This is a genomic window from Streptomyces atriruber (assembly GCF_001418325.1).
GTDB lineage: Bacteria > Actinomycetota > Actinomycetes > Streptomycetales > Streptomycetaceae > Streptomyces > Streptomyces atriruber.
Map to the genome: position 1 here is coordinate 1 of NZ_LIPN01000242.1, position 15,353 is coordinate 15,353.

6 protein-coding genes are annotated in these 15,353 nt (G+C 70.5%); 4 read left to right on the forward strand and 2 right to left on the reverse strand.

Annotated features, from left to right (window positions below; translation table 11 throughout):
• On the reverse strand, positions 1–8,151 hold an 8,151-nt coding region (locus AOK03_RS24285; protein WP_157869064.1), incomplete at its 3' end, for a type I polyketide synthase.
• 668 nt (positions 8,152–8,819) lie between these two features.
• On the opposite strand from AOK03_RS24285, the gene AOK03_RS24290 reads away from it, so the two are divergent.
• The 4 genes from AOK03_RS24290 (at position 8,820) to AOK03_RS24305 (ending at position 13,660) form a co-directional block, all read left to right on the forward strand.
• Complete coding sequence (locus AOK03_RS24290; RefSeq protein ID WP_107098091.1) at positions 8,820–9,899, forward strand: polyprenyl synthetase family protein; 1,080 nt, start codon at positions 8,820–8,822, stop codon at positions 9,897–9,899.
• Positions 9,896–10,813: a terpene synthase family protein gene (locus AOK03_RS24295; RefSeq protein WP_055567461.1), complete on the forward strand. Its 918-nt coding sequence runs from the start codon at positions 9,896–9,898 to the stop codon at positions 10,811–10,813. The genes AOK03_RS24290 and AOK03_RS24295 overlap by 4 nt, the downstream gene beginning before the upstream one ends.
• 13 nt (positions 10,814–10,826) lie before the next feature.
• Positions 10,827–12,200 (forward strand): cytochrome P450, encoded by a 1,374-nt coding sequence (locus AOK03_RS24300; protein WP_055567462.1) that lies wholly within the window; start codon positions 10,827–10,829, stop codon positions 12,198–12,200.
• 92 nt (positions 12,201–12,292) lie between these two features.
• Entirely contained in the window at positions 12,293–13,660 is a 1,368-nt protein-coding gene (locus tag AOK03_RS24305; protein ID WP_055567463.1) for a cytochrome P450, read from the forward strand.
• 201 nt (positions 13,661–13,861) lie between these two features.
• On the opposite strand, the gene AOK03_RS24310 is transcribed toward AOK03_RS24305, so the two are convergent.
• Positions 13,862–15,169: an SAM-dependent methyltransferase gene (locus AOK03_RS24310; RefSeq protein ID WP_055567464.1), complete on the reverse strand. Its 1,308-nt coding sequence runs from the start codon at positions 15,167–15,169 to the stop codon at positions 13,862–13,864.
• Positions 15,170–15,353 lie beyond the last annotated feature (184 nt).

The following is a 15,353-nucleotide window of genomic DNA, read 5'->3' on the forward strand; positions in this document are numbered from 1 at the left end:
GCCCTGCGAATGCCCCACCACGGCCGAAGGCACCACACCCACCGAGCGCCACACCTCGGCCAGCGACACCATTACCGCCCACAACACCGGCTGCACGACATCCACTCGACGCAGCAGCTCGTCGTCCTCCTGCCGCACCACGTCAAGCAGGGACCAGCCGTCAACGAACGGTTCGAGAGCCGTGCCGCACTCCGCCAGCCGGGCAGCGAAGACCGGCGAAGACTCCAACAATTCCCGGGCCATACCGGCCCACTGCGATCCCTGACCCGGGAAGACGAACACCACACCGGCATCCGACGCCCCGCCGCCCGGAACCGCCCCACTCACCACATGACCGACGGGCTCACCCGAAGCAATGGCATCCAGCCCCGCCAGGAACTCCTCCCGATCCCCGGCCACGACCACCGCACGGTGCTCAAGCGCCGCACGCCGCATCGCCAGCGACCACCCGACCTCAGCGACCGAGGCATCACTGTCGGCGGCGAACTCACGCAACCGCGCCGCCTGCCCCCGCAACCCCTCCGCGGACCGCCCGGACACCAGCCACGGCACCGCGCTCCCGCCGGAGTGCAGCAGCGCGGGACCGGACTCGCCCTCGGCCGCCGGGGCCGTCTCGGCGACCGGAGCAGCCTCGACGATCACGTGCGCGTTCGTGCCGCTCACGCCGAACGACGACACGGCCGCCCGCCGCGCCCGGTCCGACTCCGGCCACGACACGCTCCGGGTCACCAACTCCACCGCACCCGCAGACCAGTCCACATGCGGACTCGGCTCGTCGACGTGCAACGTCCCGGGGACAACCCCCGCACGCAGGGCCAGCACCATCTTGATCACCCCGGCCACGCCCGCCGCGGCCTGCGTGTGACCGATGTTCGACTTCACGGAACCCAGCAGCACCGGCTGCTCAGCAGCACGATCACGCCCGTACGTCGCCAGCAGCGCCTGCGCCTCGATCGGATCGCCGAGCGCCGTACCGGTCCCGTGCGCCTCGACCACGTCCACCCCGGACGCCGCCACACCCGCATCCGCCAACGCGTCGCGAATCACCCGCTCCTGAGCCGGACCGTTCGGCGCCGTCAGACCGTTCGACGCGCCGTCCTGGTTCACCGCCGAACCCCGGATCACCGCAAGGACCTGGTGCCCGTTCCGCCGGGCGTCCGACAACCGCTCCACCAGCAGCATCCCGACGCCCTCCGCCCATGCGGTGCCGTCCGCCGCCGCCGCGAAGGGCTTGCAGCGGCCATCGGGCGCAAGGCCGCGCTGGTGGCTGAACTCCGTGAAGATGCCCGAGGTGGACATCACGCTGACGCCGCCGACGAGAGCCATCCCGCACTCGCCGTTGCGCAGGGACCGCACCGCAAGGTGCAGCGCGACCAGCGACGACGAGCATGCGGTGTCCACCGTGATCGCCGGTCCGTTGAGACCGAGGCTGTAGGCGATGCGGCCGGACGCCACGCTGCCCGCGGAACCGGTGAAGAGGTACCCCTCGGACCCCTTGGTGTCGGTCGCACCGCTGCCGTAGCCCTGCGGGACGACGCCGACGAAGACACCGGTCCGGCTGCCGCGCAACGACAGGGGGTCGATGCCCGCCCGCTCCAGGGACTCCCAGGAGGTCTCCAGGAGAAGCCGCTGCTGCGGGTCCATGGCGACCGCCTCACGCGGCGAGATCCCGAAGAAGCCCGCGTCGAACTCGCCCGCGTCGTGCAGGAACCCGCCCTGATGGACGTAACAGCTGCCGGGACGCGTGGTGTCGGGGTGGTACAGCTCGTCGAAGTCCCAGCCGCGGCCCGTCGGGAACTCGGAGATCACGTCGTGCCCCGCCAGCAGTACGTCCCACAGGTCCTCGGGCGACCGTACGCCGCCCGGGAAGCGGCAACCGGTGGCGACGATCGCGATCGGCTCGTCGTCGGCGGCGCCGGACGTGCCGGAGGCCGAGTCCGAGTCCGCGGTGTCCACGCCGAGGATTCCGTCCCGGAGGTACGCGGCGAGCGCCACGGGGGTCGGGTGGTCGAACACGGCAGTGGGCGAGAGGGTCAGGCCCGTCGCCGCGACCAGACGGTTGCGCAGTTCGACACCGCTCAGCGAGTCGAATCCGAGGTCCCTGAAGGCCCGTCCGACCTCCACCTCGTCGGCGGCGGACCAGCCCAGCACGGCCGCCGCCTGGCGGCACACCTCGCTCAGCACGATCTGCTTCTGCTGTACGGCGGTCGCCGCTTCGGCCACCCGCCGGGAGAAGCCTTCCGGCAGCCCGGGCTCGGACTCGGCCTCACTCGGCAGGTCGACCCGGACCTCGGTCGCGGAGCCGGTGGGGGCGAGCCAGTAGCGCTGGTGCTGGAAGGCGTAGGTGGGCAGGTCGACCGGGTCACCGCTCGGGGCGGGCAGGACCGTGGACCAGTCCGGGGCCACACCATGAACCCAGAGCGCGGCCAGAGAAGTGAAGAACTGCCCGGCGCCTCCCTGCCCACGGCGCAAAGTCCCCGTGACGGTCAGCGACTTGTCCGCCGCGTGCCCGGCCTCCTCGATCGCACCGGTCAGGACGGGGTGCGCGCTGACCTCCACGAAGGTCGTGTGACCCTCGGCGACCAGCGCCTCCACCGTCTCCTGGAACCGCACCTGCTCCCGCAGATTCCGATACCAGTACTCCGCGTCCAGCTCCTCGCCCGCGACGAGCCCGCCCGTCACCGTCGAGTACACCGGCACCTGGCCCGCACCGGCCACGACCGGCGCCGCCACCTCCATCAACCGATCACGCACCGCCTCCACATGAGGCGAATGAGACGCATAATCCACCGGGACCCGGCGCGCCTGCACCCCCTCGCGCGCGCACGCCTCCATCAGCTCGTCCAGCGCGGCCGCATCCCCAGCCACCACCGTGGCACCCGGACCGTTCACCGCCGCGACAGAGATCCGCTCGCCCCACGGGACCAGCAGCTCCGACACCTCACCCACCGGCCGAGCGACCGACACCATGCCGCCCAGCCCGGACAGCTCACCGCCGATCAGCCGACTCCGCAGAGCCACGATCCGGGCACCGTCCTCCAGCGACAACACACCCGCCACACACGCCGCGGCCAACTCGCCCTGCGAATGCCCCACCACAGCCGAAGGCACCACACCCACCGAGCGCCACACCTCGGCCAGCGACACCATCACCGCCCACAACACCGGCTGCACCACATCGACCCGCTCCAACGACGGCGCACCCGGAGCCGAACGCAGCACGCCCGTCAGAGACCAGTCGACGTACGGCGCCAACGCCCCGGCACACCGGTCGACGGACGCGGCGAACACCGGTTCCGCATCGAGCAGTTCGACCGCCATACCAGCCCACTGGGAGCCCTGACCAGGGAAGACGAACACCACGCCTTCGTCGGACGCCCCGTCGCCCGGAACCGCCCCACTCACCACATGACCGACGGGCTCACCCGAAGCAATGGCATCCAGCCCCGCCAGGAACTCCTCCCGATCCCCGGCCACGACCACCGCACGGTGCTCAAGCGCCGCACGCCGCATCGCCAGCGACCACCCGACCTCCGCGACCGAGGCATCACTGTCGGCGGCGAACTCACGCAACCGCGCCGCCTGCCCCCGCAACCCCTGCACGGACCGCCCGGAAAGGACCCACGGCACCACGCCCCCACCGGCACGTACGACCGGCGAGGCGGCAGGGGCGGGAGAGGGAGAAGCGGCGTCCGGTCGGGCCTGTTCCAGGATCACGTGCGCGTTCGTGCCGCTGATGCCGAACGACGACACAGCCGCCCGCCGCGCCCGGTCCGACTCCGGCCACGACACGCTCCGGGTGGCCAGCTCCACGGCACCGGACGACCAGTCCACCTGCGGACTCGGCTCATCCACGTGCAGCGTGCGCGGGACGACCCCTTCACGCAGGGCCATCACCATCTTGATCACCCCGGCCACACCCGCCGCGGCCTGCGTGTGACCGATGTTCGACTTCACCGAACCCAGCAGCACCGGACCGTGATCGGACGGCCGCTCCTGGCCGTACGTCGCCAGCAGCGCCTGCGCCTCGATCGGATCGCCGAGCGCCGTACCGGTCCCGTGCGCCTCGACCACGTCCACCCCGGACGCCGCCACACCCGCATCCGCCAACGCGTCCCGGATCACCCGCTGCTGGGACAGACCGCTGGGCGCCGTCAGACCGTTCGACGCGCCGTCCTGGTTCACCGCCGAACCCCGGATCACCGCAAGCACGCGGTGCCCGTTCCGCTCGGCGTCGGACAGCCGCTCGACCAGGAGCATGCCCGCTCCCTCGGCCATCCCCGTACCGTCCGCCGCGGCGGCGAACGCCTTGCACCGGCCGTCCGAGGACAGGCCGCGCTGCCTGCTGAACTCGGTGAAGATGCCCGGGGTGTTGAGCACCGTCACTCCGCCCGCCAGGGCGAGCGAGGACTCGCCGCGGCGCAGCGACTGCACCGCGAGGTGCAGCGCGACCAGGGACGACGAGCACGCCGTGTCCACCGTGAGGGCCGGACCCGTCAGGCCGAGCAGGTAGGCGATGCGGCCGGAGGCGACGCTCGTGGTCTTTCCGGTGAGCAGGTATCCGTCGAGCGACTCGGGTGCTTCGTGCAGCCGGGGCCCGTACTCCTGGTCCATGGTGCCGACGAACACGCCGGTCCGGCTGTCGCGCAGCGAGGCCGGGTCGATGCCGGCCCGTTCCAGCAGCTCCCAGGAGGTCTCCAGGAGCAGCCGCTGCTGCGGGTCCATCGCGAGGGCCTCACGCGGCGAGATCCCGAAGAACCTGGCGTCGAACTCGCCCGCCTCGTCGAGGAATCCGCCGCCCCGGGTGAAACTGCTGCCGGGGCCTTCGCTGCCGTGCAGCCGTTCCAGGTCCCAGCCGCGGTCCTCCGGGAAGTCGGAGATCGCGTCCTGCCCGGCGGCCACCAGCCGCCACAGGTCTTCCGGGGAGTGGGTGCCGCCGGGCAGACGGCAGCTCATCGCGATGATGGCTATGGGCTCGTCGGTGGCGTCGGTGGTGACCGGCCCGGTGTCCTCGGGGTGCGCGGTGCGGGCGTCGTCGTCCGCGGTGGTGGCGGTGACGATGTGCCGGGCGAGCCCGGCCGGTGTGGGGTGGTCGAAGAGCGTGGCGGTGGTCAGGCCGACGCCCAGCGCGGCGGTGAGCCGGTTGCGCAGGTCGCCGAGCATGATCGAGTCGAACCCGAGGTCCTTGAACGTACGGTTCGCGTCGAGTCCGTCCGCCGTCGCGTGTCCCAGGACCGCGGCGGCGTGGGCCCGCACCTGGCGTGCCGTGTCGGCGTTCGACGTGGCCGCGGTGGGCGCGGCGGGCGTCTCCGCGGGGGCAGGAACGGCGACGGGCACAGAGGTGTCGTACGTACCGGACGTACCGGACGTGTCGAACCAGTGTCTGCTGCGCTGGAAGGCATAGGTGGGCAGGTCGGTCCGGTGGGCGCCCGTGCCGTGGAAGACCGCGGTCCAGTCGACTCCGTCCGCGCCGTTGACCCAGAGGTGGGTCAGCGAGGTGAGGAGCTGACGGCTGTCGCCCTTGTCCCGGCGCAGCGTTCCGGTGGCGGTGACGGTCGCGCCGGCGGCCCGGGCGGATTCCTGAAGGGCGTTGGTCAGGACCGGGTGCGCGCTGACCTCCAGGAAGAGGGTCCTGCCCTCGTCGACGAGGGCCTGGACCGCGTCCCGGAAGCGCACCTGCCGACGGAGGTTGCTGTACCAGTAGTCGGCGTCCAGGAAGTCGCCCTCGACGGGGCCCGCGGTGACCGTCGAGTACATGGGTACGTCGGTGTTCCGCGGAGTGATCGGTGCCACCCGCCGCAGGAACTCGTCGCGGATGGGCTCGACGTGCGGAGTGTGGGAGGCGTAGGCGTTCTCGACGATCCGCGTACGGTGACCTGCGCTCTCGGCCCGTGCCAGGACCTCGCCCAGTGCTTCCTTGTCGCCCGCCACCACCGTGGCGCCGGGGCCGTTGACCGCGGCGATCCATACGTCGTCCCGGCCCGCGAGGAACTCGGCCGCCCGCTCCGCCGAGGCGTCGAGGGACGCCATGCCGCCCCGGTCGGTCAGCTTCCCGGCGATCTGGCTGCGCAGCGCCACGAGGCGCGCGGCGTCGTCCAGTGACAGCGCACCGGCGACGCACGCCGCGGCGATCTCGCCCTGCGAATGACCGATGACCGCGGCGGGGACCACGCCGAGGGAACGCCACACGCGGGACAGCGAGACCATCACGGCCCACAGGGTGGGCTGCAGTACGTCCGGCTTCCGCAGCGCGCTGCCGTCCGTGGTGTCCCGGAGTACATCGCGCAGATCCCAGTCGACGTACGGAGCCAGCGCCTGCGCGCACTCCTCGACGGCCGCGGCGAACACCTGGGAGCTGTTGAGGAGTTCGGCGGCCATGCCGAGCCACTGCGACCCCTGGCCCGGGAACACGAACACCACTCCGGCATCGGTCCGGCCGGGAGCCGCCCCGCCGAGGGCCGCCCCGCCGGAGGCCGCCGTGCCGGTGATCACATGGCCCGCCGGTTCACCGGAGGCGATCGCGTCCAGCCCCGCGAGCAGTTCCTCGCGGTCGCCGCCCACCACCGCGGCGCGGTGCTCCAGCGCCGTCCGGTGCTCGGCGAGCGACCACCCGATGTCCGTACAGGACACCTCACCGGCGCCACCAGCACCAGCACCAGCACCAGCACCAGCTACATCGCCACCCGCAGCGACAAAGTCCCGCAACCGTGCCGCCTGTCCCCGCAGCCCCTCCGTGGTCCGCGCCGACACCACCCACGGCAGCGCGTCGGACGTGCGGGTCGGGTCGGCCCCGGGCGATGCGTCGTCGGCGGAGGCCGCCACCGACGACGGCGCCTCGGACACGATCACATGCGCGTTCGTCCCGCCCACCCCGAACGCCGAGACCCCCGCGACCAGCGGCACGTCGGGACGCGGCCAGGGCGACAGCTCGGTCTGCACCCGCAGGTTCCACTCGTCCAGCGGGATGGCGGGGTTGGCGGTGCGGAAGTTCAGGCTGGGCGGCAGTTGGCGGGCCTTGAGGGAGAGCAGGACCTTGATGAGTCCGGTGATGCCCGCCGCGCCTTCGAGGTGTCCGACGTTCGTCTTGGCGGAGCCGACGAGCAGCGGCCGCTCCCCGGCGTGCGCGGCTCCGACGGTCTTCGCCAGTGCCGCCGCCTCGATGGGGTCGCCCACCGCGGTTCCGGTGCCGTGCAGTTCGACGTACTGCACATCGGCGGGGCCGACGCCCGCGGCGGCGCAGGCCCTGCGCAGGACGTCCTCCTGGGCGGCCCCGCTCGGCGTGGTGAGGGTGTCGCCGCCGCCGTCGTTGTTGACGGCGCTGCCGCGCAGGACACCGTGGATGCGGTCGCCGTCGGCGAGCGCCCGGGAGAGCGGTTTGAGCAGCACAAGGCCGCCGCCCTCGCCGCGGACGAACCCGTTGGCCCGGGAGTCGAAGACGAAGCACCGGCCGTCGGGGGACAGCCCGCCGAAGCGGGCCGCGCTCAGGGTGCTGTCGAAGGCGAGGTTGAGGTGGAGGCCTCCCGCGAGGGCGGTTTCGCACTCCCCGTTGCGCAGGCTCTGGCAGGCGGCGTGCACCGCGACCAGAGAGGAGGACTGTCCCGTGTCGATCACCATGCTCGGCCCGCGGGCCCCCAGCAGGTAGGACAGCCGGTTGGCGATCATGCCGCGGTTCAGGCCGGTCAGCGTGTGGTGGGTGACCGACGCGGGGCCGCGCTGCCGCAGCAGGGTGGCGTAGTCGTCGCCGATGGCTCCGACGAACACGCCCGTGCGCCCGTCGGCCGGGCCCGACGCGTTCAGACCCGCGTCTTCGAGTGCCTCCCAGCCGATTTCGAGCATCAGCCGCTGCTGCGGGTCCATGGCGGCCGCTTCGCGCGGCGAGATCCCGAAGAAGTCGGCGTCGAACAGGTCCGGCCGGTCGAGGAAGGCACCGTGTTCCAGAGCGGAGCTGTTCTCGGTGCCCGCGGGCCGCACCCAGCGGTCCGCCGGAACCGAAGTGACCGCGTGCGCACCGGAGCTGAGCAACCGCCAGAACTCCCCGGGGCCGCTCGCCCCCGGCAGGCGACAGGCGATGCCGACGACCGCGATCGCGCTTGCGTCCTCGTGATCCGAACGATCCGAATGGTCCGCCAACGCAGCAGAAACTACGGACATTTAGGCACCTTCCCCCGACGCCTGGAAAAAACCCGCCCCGCCTCTCACCGCGAAGAGAGGACATAAGCGCACTCGAATAAGCCGGCCGCACTCGGCGCCGACTCGATAAGCACACGCAGATGCGTCGAATGCTCGACACACACGTTTTGACAACCCGGGCCAGATTACGGCTCATTACCCAGGTATCTTGATCAACTACGGTGAACCGAACGTACCTCAGCCGACAGCGGCGCGCAAGCATGTTCTAGTGCCCGGGCCCGCAGGCAAGAGCCGCGTAAGAGACTGCGTGGAACCCACACCCATCGTCGGCCCGGGCAAGTGATCCCTTCCGGATCCGAGGATCTTGTGCCTAGACTGGCGACGCATCAGAGAGTTGGCCGGACTCCGACGGGGGAATGTCGAGTGGCAAGCAGAAGACTCTTCCAGGCACACGAACGGGCATGCCGTGCGTGAGTTGCCGTAAGGCGACCGCACGGTGGCAGGCGATCGGCGACACCACGAATAACAACTCCCACGGGAGCCCATGAGGCATGCCCGTAAACAGGAGTTGTCCCGTTGCTCCGTTGCCATGCCCGCCCGTTCCGCATGGGCCGTGAGAACTTCTGCCACCAGTGCGCCCTTCCCCCAACATGAACCCTGCAATGACTCGAACGGGGGAAGTTGGCGATATGACAGCACCGATAACCGCTCTGGACGCCATAGAAGCGGAACCAATTCTCAAGTCAGTGGACGACGCGCTCACTGATTTCCTGGCGGCAAAGAACAACGACACCACCCAGGCGCACCTGCCCTATCTCTCGCAGCTGGTCCGGGAATTCCTGTCGGGGGGCAAGCGCATACGGCCCCTGCTGTGCGTGACGGGCTGGCAGGCGATCGGCGGCGGTGACGACGTCGAACCCATGGTCCAGGTCGCCGCCTGTCTCGAGATGTTCCACGCCTTCGCGCTCATCCACGACGACGTCATGGACAACAGCGACACCCGCCGCGGCCGTCCCACCATCCACCGCACCATGGCGGCCCACCGCGCCCTGTCCCGGGGTCCGGAAGAGGCCGAGTGGTTCGGCGTGAGCGCCGCGGTGCTGCTCGGCGACCTCACGCTCACCTGGTCCGACGAGCTCCTCCACAAGGCCGGGCTCTCCCCCGCGCAGCTGGAGGCGGCGCTGCCCCTCCTCGCCGAGATGCGCACCGAGCTGATGCTCGGCCAGTACCTCGACCTGCACGCCACCGGCGAACTGACGGCGGACGTCGACGCCACGCTGAACGTCTACCGGTACAAGACGGCCAAGTACACCATCGAGCGCCCCCTGCACATCGGTGCCGCCATCGCGGGCGCGGGCCCGCAGGCCATGGCCGCCTTCACCGACTACGCACTCCCCCTGGGAGAGGCGTTCCAGCTCCGCGACGACCTGCTCGGGGTCTACGGCGACCCGCTGGTCACCGGGAAGTCGCGGCTGGACGACCTGCGCGCGGGCAAGAACACCGCCCTGACCGCGCTCGCCCTCAGTGGCGCCGACAGCAGGCAGACCGCACAGCTGCGCCGGCTGCTCGGCGACCCGCTGCTGGACGAGGAGGGCGCCGACACCGTCCGCGGCATCTTCGAGGCGACCGGCGCCCGGGACGGCGTCGAGCGCATGATCGACGACCGCCGGGAGCAGGCCCTGAACGCACTCGCCCGGGCACCGTTCACCGCGGACGCGGTGGCCGCCCTGGAGCAGATCACCCGCATGGCCATTGTGAGGGACTCATGACCACTGAAATCTCCGCGCCCCAGAAGACCGAACCCGCAGGCATGATGCGGCACTGGCACGACAGCACTCAGCTGTTCGCCGACGCCTTCGAGAAGCACATCGGCCGGGCCCCCGAGATGTGCCCGCTGACCGATGCCGAGCTGCGGGAAGTCATCGACGCCTGCAATACGGCGGTCGCGCCCTTCGGAAAGCAGGTTTCCGACGAGCGCTGGATCTCGTACATGGACGTCGTCCGCTGGTCGCAGAGCGCCCGCCACATCCAGGACATGGAGGCCTTCAAGGCCGTCTGCATCCTGAATTGCGTCACCTTCGTGTGGGACGACATGGACCCGGCGCTGCACGACTTCGACGCCTTCCTGCCCGAACTCCGCAAGATATGCGAGAAGTACTACAGCGAGGAAGACGCCCGGTTCGCGCTCGAAGGGGCCCGGGCATTCATCACGAGCGACCACATGTTCCGCGATTCCTCCATCAAGGAAGCGCTCTGCACGACTTCTCCCGAGCAGTACTTCAGATTCCGTGTCACGGATGTAGGCGTCGACTTCTGGATGAAGATGTCGTATCCGATCTACGCCCGTAAAGAGTTCACGGAACACGCGAAGACGGGTCTGGCCGCCCGTATGACGACGCGCGGTCTCGCCATCGTCAACGACTTCTATTCCTACGACCGCGAAGTCGCCCTGGGGCAGATAACCAACTGCTTCCGACTCTGCGACGTATCGGACCAGAACGATTTCGACCAGTTCTTCAAGGACCGCCTGGACGACATCATCGAGGATCTGCGCTGCATAGCGGCTTTCGATGACATCACGCGAGATGTCCTCTTCGATCTCATCTACGGCAACTTCGTCTGGACCACCAGCAACAAACGGTACAAAGCGGCCGTGAACAACGTCAACTCTCGTATTCAGTAGGGAAGCGGGAAACGTGACCTCGTCGACGAAGGATGCCGTGGGACCGGTCCGTTCCTGGTCGTTCGGCACCGCACCGGGAGCGGTGCCCCTCCTGGGACACACGCTCGCGCTCTGGCGCCGCCCGCTGGACTTCCTGGCCTCCCTGCCCGCCCACGGGGACCTGGTCGAGATCCGGCTCGGCCCCAGCCGCGCCTATCTGGCCTGCCATCCCGATCTCGTCCACCACGTTCTGGTGAATCCCCGGGTGTTCGACAAGGGCGGTGTCTTCGACAAGGCCCGCCAATTGCTCGGGAACAGCCTCTCCGTCTCGCGCGGCGACGACCACCGTTTCCAGCGACGCGTCATTCAGCCGGCCTTCCACTCGACCAAGATCGCCGAATACACCGCGGCGGTCGGCGAGGACACCCGCGCCGCGACGAGTTCCTGGCGGGCCGGGGAGGCGCAGGACATCGGCGAGGCCATGCACGCCCTGCTGATGCGGGTCGCCGCGAGGACCCTGTTCTCCACCGGCGTCGACATGGAGACCATCGAGGAGGCACGGCAGTGCCTGCGCACCGTCTCCCAGGGCATCTACAAGCGCACGGTCGCGCCGCTGGGCCTGATGGAGAAGCTGCCCACCCCGGAGAACCGGCGCTATGAATGGTCGAACACCCGGCTGCGGGAGATCGTCGACACGATGATCGGCGAGCGCCGCCGGTCCGACGAGGACCACGGCGACCTGCTCTCCACCCTCCTGCGGGCCGAACACCCGGAATCCGGCAAGCGCCTGACCGACGAGGAGGTCCTCGACCAGGTCGTCACCTTCCTGGTCGCGGGCAGCGAGACGACCGCGTCGACCCTCGCCTTCGTGTTCCACCTGCTGGGCGCGCACCCCGAGATCGAGCAGCGGGTGCACGCCGAGATCGACGCCGCCGTCGGCGACCGTTCACCGGTCTTCGACGACCTGCCGAACCTGGAGTACACCCGGGCGGTCATCACCGAGGCGCTGCGCCTCTACCCGCCGTCCTGGATGTCCATGCGGGTCGCGTCCGTCGACACCGAGCTCGGGGGCCACCCCGTTCCGTCGGGCGCGATGGTCGTCTACAGCGCCTGGGCCATGCACCACAACCCCGAACTCTTCCCCGAGCCGGAGAAGTTCGCCCCCGAGCGCTGGCTGGACGAGCGGGCCAAGGACGTGCCGCGCGGCGCCCTGCTGCCGTTCGGGGCGGGCAGCCACAAGTGCATCGGGGACGTGCTCGCGCTCACCGAGACCGCCCTCATCGTGGCCACGATCGCCGGCCGGTGGCGCCTGCGTCCCGTCCCCGGCAGCACACTGCGCCCGGAGCCGAAGGCCACCCTGGAAGCCGGACCGCTGCCCATGATCTGCGAACCACGCCAACGGGGCTGAGGGACACGGGCCCCCGCGGCCCGACCGCCGGATTGCCGGACCGCCGTGCCGCCGTGCCGCCGGAACAGACGCTCGCCAGGAATGAAGGAGACATGAGTACGAGAACCGCGCACCAGCAACCCGACACGCACGACTGGCGGTTCGCGACCGCGCCCGGCGGTCTGCCGCTGATCGGGCACGCCGTACTGATGGCCCGCAGGCCGATGGAGTTCCTGTCCTCGCTGCCGGCCCACGGCGACCTGGTCGAGCTCAGGCTCGGACCCAACCGCGCCTATCTGCCCTGTCATCCGGACCTGGTCCAGCAGGTGCTGCTCAACGCGCGCGTCTACGACACGGGCGGTCCGGTGAAGGAGAAGGCCCGCCCGATCCTGGGCAACGGCCTGATCACCTCCGACTGGGCGGACCACCGCAGGCAGCGACGCCTGGTACAGCCCGCCTTCCACACCTCCCGGCTCCCCACGTACGCCGAGGTGATGCAGGACGAGAGCGACGCCGAGGCCCTGGCGTGGGAGGCGGGGCGGGCCATCGACGTCAACCACACCATGCAGGCGCTGACCGCCCGCGTCACCGCCCGCGCGCTGTTCACCACCGAGATCGCGGGCAACGCGGTCGCCGAGATCCAGCACTGCCTGCCGATCATCGTGCACGGCGCGTACCGGCAGGCGATGGACCCCACCGGGCTTCTCGCCAAGCTCCCGCTGGCGGCCAACCGCCGCTTCGACGAGGCGCTGACGCGCATGCACCGGCTGATCGACCAGATGGTCGAGGGCTACCGGCGGAGCGACGAGGACCGCGGCGACCTGCTGTCGGCCCTGCTCACCGCGGAGGACCCCGAGACCGGCGGCCGCCTGAACGACCAGGAGGTCCACGACCAGGTCATGACCCTGCTGCTGGCCGGGATCGAGACGACCGCCAGTGCCCTGGCGTGGACCTTCCACCTCCTCGGCAGCAATCCGGAGGTCGAGGCGGCCCTGCACGCCGAGGTCGACGAGGTGCTGGCGGGCCGGCCGCCCGTCTACGCCGACATCCCACGGCTCGACTACAGCCGCAGGGTGTTCACCGAGGCCCTGCGGCTGTATCCGCCCGCCTGGCTCTACACCCGGACCACCACCGAGGCCACGGAGCTCGGCGGACGGCCGCTGCCGCCGAACTCCGACATCCTGATCAGCCCCTACGTCCTGCACCACAACGCCGAACTGTTCAAGGACCCCGAGTCCTTCGACCCCGACCGGTGGCTTCCCGAGCGGGCGAAGGACGTGGCACGCGGCTACTACCTCCCCTTCGGCGCAGGCAGCCGCAAGTGCATCGGGGACGTGTTCGGCATGACGGAGGCGACGCTCGCCCTGGCCACCATCGCGGGGCGCTGGCGCCTGCGCCCCGTGCCGGGCGCCAGGATCCGGCCGCGTCCGCACATGAGCCTCAGCAGCGGGCCGCTCCCCATGGTCCCGGAACCCCGGTGAGCCTCAGAGCCTGTGTCATAACCCCGGCCGGGTGGGCGCCGCCCGGCACGCACGCTCGCCGCGTTGCCGAAACGCCCAGGTAGCTGCTCCCTCAGGCCTGAAGGGCCCGGGGGGGGACCCCCACCCAGGACGCTCCGGCGCCTTGCGATCGCACGCACCAGGCAACGCCCACTGATCCGACCGGGGTTATGACACAGGCTCTCACCGCCAGTCGCGGGCCCGCAGCGGCATCCCCGAGGCACCGCCCTCGGGGGCGCGCACGGCGAGGACCTGGTTGACGCCGATGCGGTTGCGTTCGAAGGCGAGGGCGGAGGCGGCCATGTAGAGCCGCCAGATGCGGGCCCGGCCCGGCGAGGTCAGCCGCTGGCCCTCGGTCCAGTGCGCCTCCAGGTTCGCGACCCAGCGGCGCAGCGTGAGGGCGTAGTGCTCGCGGATGGTCTCCAGGTCGCGCACCTCGAAGCCGGCCTGCTCCAGGAGTGCGACGGTGGTGCCCACGGGCGCCAGCTCCCCGTCGGGGAAGACGTAGGCGTCGATGAACTCGTCGACGGAGTACGCCGCCTCGTCGGCCTGCGGCCGCCGCGCGATCTGGTGGTTGAGCAGCCGTCCACCGGGGCGCAGGAGGGCGTACAGGTCGTTCGCGTACTCCAAATAGCGTTCGGCTCCGACGTGTTCGGCCATGCCGATGGAGCTGATGGCGTCATACGGTCCGTCGCGTACGTCCCGGTAGTCCTGGACGCGGATCTCGATCCGGTCCGTAAGGCCCTCATCGGCGATCCGCTTTCGGGCGTAGGCGGCCTGCTCCTGGGAGAGGGTGACGCCCACGACGCGCACGCCGTGCTCGCGCGCCGCGTGGACCGCCATGGAGCCCCAGCCGCAGCCGACGTCGAGCAGGCGCATGCCGGGCTTCAGGGCGAGCTTGCGGGAGATGAGTTCGAGCTTGTCGCGCTGGGCGTCCTCCAGGGTGCCTTCGGGCGACTCCCAGTACGCGCACGAGTAGACCATCGACGGGCCGAGCACCAGCTCGTAGAAGTCGTTGCCGACGTCGTAGTGGTGGCTGATGGCGCGGCGGTCGCTGCCCTTGGTGTGGAGGTGGAGGCGGCCGTGTCTGCGCATCTCCTCCGGGGGCGGGGCGGGCGGCAGGAAGGGCGCGGAGAGGGCGATCAGGGAGCGGACGGCGGCGCGGAACCGCGGTTCGCGCAGGGACTGCAGCAGGCTCTTGGCGGCCTCTTCCGGCTGGGGGCCCCGCTCCCAGATGAACTCCGCCATGGCGTCGAGGGCTTCGTACAGGTCCCCGTCGACGTCGAGGTCCCCGGCCACCCAGGCACGGGCCAGACCCAGCTCGCCGGGCTTCCACAGGATGTGGCGCAGGGCCCGGCGGTTGCGCACGACGAGGGCGGGGGCGTTCGGCGGGCCCGATTCCGACCCGTCCCAGGCGCGGATACGTACCGGCAGTGACGTTCCCATGAGCTGCTCGGCGAGGGTCTTCAGCCGCTGTGCGGCGTCCTGCATGGCGCACACCTCCGTGGATGGGTTCCAACACCACGTAAACACCGAAAGGCGCCGTGCGCAGTCCCGTCGACGCGTCACGGAAAGGCAAAATAGGTGTGGGGGGCACTTAGTTATTCGACGGAGAAAAGCCCGAAGGGGCCACTCGCACCACGGATGGCGAGTGACCCCTTCGGGTTGGCGCAGA

Coding starts and splice junctions, on each gene's coding strand:
- AOK03_RS24290 (WP_107098091.1), top strand. CDS start 8,820: ATGACAGCACCGATAACCGCTCTGGACGCCATAGAAGCGGAACCAATT.
- AOK03_RS24295 (WP_055567461.1), top strand. CDS start 9,896: ATGACCACTGAAATCTCCGCGCCCCAGAAGACCGAACCCGCAGGCATG.
- AOK03_RS24305 (WP_055567463.1), top strand. CDS start 12,293: ATGAGTACGAGAACCGCGCACCAGCAACCCGACACGCACGACTGGCGG.
- AOK03_RS24310 (WP_055567464.1), bottom strand. CDS start 15,169: ATGCAGGACGCCGCACAGCGGCTGAAGACCCTCGCCGAGCAGCTCATG.